The following is a 6248-nucleotide window of genomic DNA, read 5'->3' as shown; positions in this document are numbered from 1 at the left end:
ATTTTGAAGGGTTAGAAATTCTAGAAAGGGTGGAAGTACGCGGCGAGGCGTTTTTACCGTTGGAAGTGTTTAAACAAATTAATGAGGAAAGGCAAAAAGCAGGTGAGCAATTATTTGCCAATCCCCGTAATGCCGCAGCTGGTACACTCAGGCAACTAGACTCGCGCATTGTCGCTAAACGGCGATTAGATTTCTTTGGCTACACGTTACACATTCCTGGTAGAGATGACACCAGTATTGCCAATACCCAATGGGAAGCATTGGAGTTATTAGAAAAGATGGGTTTTCGAGTCAACCTCAACCATAAACTATGTGCCTCGATCGCAGAAGTGGCAAAATATTATGAATACTGGGATACGGAACGGCTGAATTTACCCTATATGACTGATGGGGTAGTAGTAAAGCTGAATTCTTTTAAACTTCAGGAACAGCTAGGGTTTACGCAGAAATTCCCTCGCTGGGCGATCGCTTTGAAGTACCCAGCCGAAGAAGCACCCACCCGTGTAGAAAATATTGCTGTAAATGTGGGAAGAACGGGGGCGTTAACGCCGTTAGCCGAGATGCGCCCTGTGCAACTAGCGGGGACAACAGTTTCTCGCGCTACTTTACACAATAGCGATCGCATTACTCAATTAGACATTCGCATTGGCGATACTGTCATCGTCCGCAAAGCTGGAGAAATCATCCCAGAAGTGCTGAGGGTACTAAAAGAACTCCGTCCCTCTGACACTGAACCCTTCGTTATGCCCACCCATTGCCCAGTCTGTGGTCAACCAGTGGTGCGAGAATCAGGTGAGGCGGTAACTCGGTGCGTCAATGCTTCTTGTGCGGCGATTCTCAAAGGTTCCATTGAACATTGGGTAAGTCGTGATGCCTTAGATATTAAAGGCTTGGGGGAAAAGCTGGTGCATCAACTCGTTGATAAAGGTTTGGTGCATTCCGTTGCCGATTTGTATGGGTTGACAGAAAGTAAATTGTGTGCATTAGAAAGGATGGGTCAAAAGTCGGCAGAGAAATTAGTGGATGCGATCGCTCAATCGAAAAACCAACCTTGGTCAAGGGTATTGTATGGTTTAGGCATCCGTCACGTTGGCAGTGTGAATGCCCAATTGTTGACTCAGAAATATTTCACTGTAGACCAGTTAGCTACAGCAAAGCAATCAGATATTGAAGGAATTTATGGTATCGGTGCTGAAATTGCCCAATCTGTGTACCAGTGGTTTCGCATTGATGCCAACCAAAGGTTAATAGAACGATTGCAAGCAGAAGGATTGCAATTAGCAGCCACAGAAGAAACAAAAACAGTTGGTGATAGTAATCAAAAGTTCGCAGGTAAAACTTTTGTAATTACGGGAACATTGCCAACCTTAAAGCGAGATGAAGCGAAAGCTTTGATTCAAAAAGCTGGTGGGAAAGTGACTGAATCAGTGAGTAAAAAAACAGATTATTTGGTAGTAGGAGAAGATGCAGGTTCTAAATTAGAAAAAGCGCTTTCCTTGGGAATTACGCAATTAAGCGAGCCGCAGTTGTTGGAGATGCTTGAGGATTGATGCATATCTGGCCACAATTCGCAATACGCAATACGCAATACTTCGGCTACGCTCAGTACAAGTTCGCAATACTTCGGCTACGCCCTTCTCTACGAGAGGCTGCGCCAACGACTACGCCCTTCGACTACGCTCAGGACAAGCTCAGTACAAGCTCAGTACAAGTTCGCAATTACGTTTTGTGACGGGGATTTAGACCCCGACTAACATACGCGCTGCTTGATATAGCAGTCCTAAGTCATTTGTGAAAATTATATATCTCTTTTTTCTTTCTTCTCTTTGCGTCCTTGGCGTTCTTGGTGAACCAGCGCTGTAGGCGGGTTTCCCGCCGTAGGCGACTGGTGAACCCGAAGGGCGGTTCGTTTCCTTATATATATTTTTCACGACTCCTGCAAGAATTGCTATAGAAGCTATGCAACCTTTTACCCCCACCACTTGTTAAAAAAGAAAAGTACTCCGCAGAATGCCGATGGTAACTGAGTCATTATCTGGTGTATTACCAGGCTCCAAGATATGAATTATTCCTGGTGTAATGCTAATGTTATCTGTTAGCTGAAAACGATAAAATGCCTCAATTTGAGTAGTCGTCCCTGGTTGTCCACCTGCACGTCCTAAACCAGTATTGACAAAATCAGGAACATTATTCCCTACAGGTAAGTTGCTACTGGTGATTTTAGGAGGTTGACCGACATAGATTCCCCCCAAATTTCCTTTAGCAAATAAATCAGGGAAATTCAGAAACACCATATAATTTGTCGTTTCTACATTTCCCGATCGCCCAGGAATGTAAGATTTAGTATAACCACCCCATGCACCTGCGCTAATACGGGGAGAAATTTGCCAAGTTACAGTTGCACCCACGCCGTTAGTTTGCAATGGTGCTGATTTTCCGGTAGTGGTATTAACTGTAGTTAAGCATTCATCGCCAACAAAGGTTAGTAAACAACCATCTGAGGAGTAATTGTTAACGTAATACAAACTTAAATCTAGAGTATCGGTTGGTGTTAGCAGCAATTGCACACCTGTAGTCGTGGTTCCATCAAATAAACCGCTACCTTTACCGGGATTTCCTGGTTGATAACTAGTATAAATTGCCTGCAAACTAGCGCGTTTAGCAAATTGCCAATCAATAGCTATACCGCCGTGACCGTATCCCATATTTAAAATTGGGTTTCTTTGGGCAAAATAAGACAATGGCCCTGTTGCAGCACTTTCTACCCGATTGGGGCCTCGGAAAGCAGCTGGCATACTTACGCCTTCTGTTCCCACCATTACTGCTAATTTATCTGTCACCAACCAATGAAAGTTGAGGTCACTTACAATCAAGTTATCTGTAGGAAATTCGTAGCCAAGTAAAACATCATTTCGGGAAACACTATTGGTAAATCTAGGCGTAGTTTTTCCTTTACCATCCAAAAGACCTGTAAACAAATAACTACGGGGAGTGATTTGACTAGTTAAATATAGTTGCGCCAGGGACATAACATTAATATTTGTCCCCGCATCATCTGTATCTTTTTGTCCATCTCTAGGATTCACATCACCACGATTGCTAGTCCGTCCTTGAATGCCAACTATTAGTAATCCACTGAGTTTGGTTGTTGTTGAGAATTGGTTGGCTTCGATTTCGGCGGTTTTGGTTTCTAAACTATCGACACGACCCCGTAAAGTTGCTAATTCAGGGGCAAATTCTGACTGCAATTTTTGTAATATTGCTAAATCTTCGCGGGTGATTAAATCGCTGGTAGCTGTAGTAATTAATTCGTTGACTTTATCTAAACAAGCATTCACACCGGCGGCGAATTCATACCGAGTTAAGGCGCGATTACCTCGATAGTTGCTATCTGGATAGCCAGCTATACAACCATAGCGTTCTACCAAAGATTGTAATGCTTGGAATGCCCAATCGTTGGGTTGTACGTCTTTGAGTTGAGAAACCGATGTAACTTGCGCCATCGGATTTACTGGGGAGAGGGAAGAAGAATTTAAATCTATACTTTCCTGCGCCTGAGTAGTTCCTGTGTCTGTGTACTCTTGTGCTAGCGCTTTTTGTGCAACTCCATTTACTCCCGCAATTAGTAACCATGCGAGCATCCAGGTTTTGCGATGACTGCGGCTAATAAGTATACCTTTCAACTTTTTACACTTTGCTCACATACTTAAGTGAAAAGTGTATTCGCAATTATCTAGCATTCACATGGGAAAATTTACGTATTTTCTCCCAAATTAAACTTAGTCCTTCTGGGCAACTTCTGAAAGGACGAGTATAACAGGGGAGTGGGGAGTGGGGAGTGGGGGCAGGGGGAAATATTATTGCTTCGGCTTTTGAACTCGGAACTTCGAGATTGAAACTTGGAATTTGGCGTTACTGAGTGGAAATATGAATTTGTTAAGTAGGACTTTTATATTCAAATTCAGCAACTTGGGTTATTTAGTTATTGTTCCCCATGCCCCATGCCCCATGCCCAATGCCCAATGCCCAATGCCCCATGCCCTGCCCAATGCCCAATGCCCAATGCCCAATGCCCAACTGGATTAATAAACAAAATAAATCTCACGCAGGTATGGTGAAACGCGTCGTTAAAAAACCCCAGAAAAAGCTAAAACGGGGAAGTTGGTTGTTGTCAATGCTAGCGATCGCAATTCTCTTAAGTAGTGCTAGTCTAATTATGGCTTTTGCCTGGATTAGTGTTCTCTTCATCTTCAATCCAGATCAGGTAAGCTGGCTAAATAAAATTTTACCTGTATGGGCACAAATCCCCCTTGGTAAGCACGAACGCCCCCAAACTCTCAAACAAATTCAACTCGATTTGAGTCAAAAAAACCAAATAGTCGGGGAAACTCTGCCTTTACATCAGGATGCGGAAGACTCCTTTTTATTGCCAGTTTTTCAACAGCGTCCTAATTGTCAATCTGATTGTGAAGAACTCGTTGAACTCAGGGTTTATGAACGCTCAGAAGAGTTAGAGTTTAAATCTCAGTCAGAAAATTACTACTATCTAACGACTCAATTACCTGTAACTGGGCCAGATGAATCCTTTGTGATTTCTCCCTCACCTGATGGGACATCAGAACCCCAGGATATCAGCATTCCCCTACCTTTAACTGAAGTGCAACGCTTTGAAGGTGGGACACCATCACCAGGTGTTTGGTTTAATTTGCTCTTTCAACGTCAACAAGAAACTGGTGCGTTCGTCGCAGACGTTGGCGAAGCCATCGCTTATGGTCACGTCGTATACTACAATCCAGAACGCACAAACTTACTACAAATGTTGTCTTGGACTAGTCCTAACGGACAATTACCCAAATGGCAGCAGATAACTGGTGATAGTACCAAAGAGTTAGTTGTTGATCAAACTATAGGTTTAGAACCGCATTTACAGGTTTACCAAATCAAGCCTCTGAAGTTATTCCTCAAACCAATTCAATTGGAGGCGATTACCCTCAAATCATCAGCCCTCAAGGATTATGCATATCAAAACGCTCTATCAATTGCCCGTAGTGGACTGTGGACACCAGCCTTTGAATGGTTGAAATTCATCAAGAAACAGCGCAAAGGAGTTTTGCCAGAGGCGGCGCAAGCGCAAATGGATTTGATTCGCTTGCATTCTCAATTTACTAAAACCCAAGCCCAGAAAAATTGGGCAAGTCCTAGTCAAGAAGTGCTGGCAGATTTGATTGATGGTCGTTGGGAGAAAGCTTTACAGGTGTTTGAAGCGTCGCCACATAATGCCCAAGAAATTGCTACCCTACTCAAAGCTGATAAAAAACGGTTATGGAATCGCACGGGGGCGGCGTTGCGGGTGAACCCAAATAGACCAGAGGTGCAAGCTTGGTTCGCTTTGATTTTAGCAGTTCAGCAGGGAGAAGGACATGCTAATTCTTGGTTGAAGGCACAACCAAAAATTACAAAAGATAATCTTGCCTATATTCAAGATTTGTTAGCAAGACTCAAGGGTGAGGGTGCATCGCAAATATCCTCTACTCACCCTAGTCAAATTGTTGGTACAGTCCAACCAATCACTCAAGTTACTAGCACTCAATGGCTGCAACCAAATTCGTCAGCAGATTTGAAACTCACGGATAACCAAATTTGGTATCAGGTGGAGGTGAGTGCATTTAATGACGGGAAACGCTGGCTAAATTCCCCCTTTGAGAATTTGAACCCACCCAAAACTGACGCCGCCAAATTTTTCTGGAAAACTTTGGGAATCACTTCTGACTCTGAAATTCAAATTGTGGTCTGGTTGCCAAATGGAGAACAACAAATTACTATAGCCGCTATTAAAGCGGTGCAACTACGGGGTAAAGTTTTGCGCCTATTAGCTGCTGGCCCAAAAATCCCAGAGAATCAAAACGATGTTCTCCAACCCAAACCTTTAGCCTTGACAAATGCAGCGCTGGAATGGGTACAACCATCTCCCATCACTCTACAACAACTGCATCAACAAAATCCCCAAGGGGTGAAGGTAATCTTATCGAGTGTGTGGAAATCTTTACAGCAATCTGATGAAGTTCACCGGGTAGATGCGGGGCTCGCCGGACGCGTCCACGAGCGCCAGGCGTCCGAGGCTCTGCGACTCGAGGAGCCGCCAGCTCTCCGCGGTGCCGAGTTCGACGACGGGCGGGGTGGGGCTCTGATCGTGGGTCATGGCACACCTCCTTCTTCCAGTGCATCGCGTCACGTCACCGACCGGCGGG

4 protein-coding genes are annotated in these 6248 nt (G+C 44.3%); 3 read left to right on the top strand and 1 reads right to left on the bottom strand.

Annotation, left to right across the window (positions count from 1 at the left end; genetic code table 11):
* Positions 1-1550, top strand: a 1550-nt coding sequence (gene ligA, locus LC574_RS21645) for an NAD-dependent DNA ligase LigA (protein ID WP_229455539.1), incomplete at its 5' end; no start/stop codon positions are given.
* Between the two features lie 435 nt (positions 1551-1985).
* Here the strand turns inward: ligA and LC574_RS21640 are convergent.
* Positions 1986-3641 carry an iron uptake porin gene (locus LC574_RS21640; RefSeq protein ID WP_229455541.1) on the bottom strand — a complete coding sequence of 552 codons (1656 nt, stop codon included), beginning with the start codon at positions 3639-3641 and terminating at the stop codon, positions 1986-1988.
* A gap of 286 nt (positions 3642-3927) precedes the next feature.
* On the opposite strand from LC574_RS21640, the gene LC574_RS21635 reads away from it, so the two are divergent.
* Both LC574_RS21635 and LC574_RS21630 read left to right on the top strand, forming a co-directional pair.
* On the top strand, positions 3928-4086 hold the full coding sequence (locus LC574_RS21635) for a hypothetical protein (protein WP_229455538.1): 159 nt from the start codon (positions 3928-3930) through the stop codon (positions 4084-4086).
* On the top strand, positions 4016-6248 hold a 2233-nt coding region (locus LC574_RS21630), incomplete at its 3' end, for a hypothetical protein (protein ID WP_306422148.1). The genes LC574_RS21635 and LC574_RS21630, both read left to right, overlap by 71 nt.

Source organism: Nostoc sp. CHAB 5715 (assembly GCF_020829685.1).
GTDB lineage: Bacteria > Cyanobacteriota > Cyanobacteriia > Cyanobacteriales > Nostocaceae > Nostoc.
The sequence above is the reverse complement of the archived record's forward strand: the minus strand, read 5'-3'. Positions and strand labels throughout refer to the sequence as shown.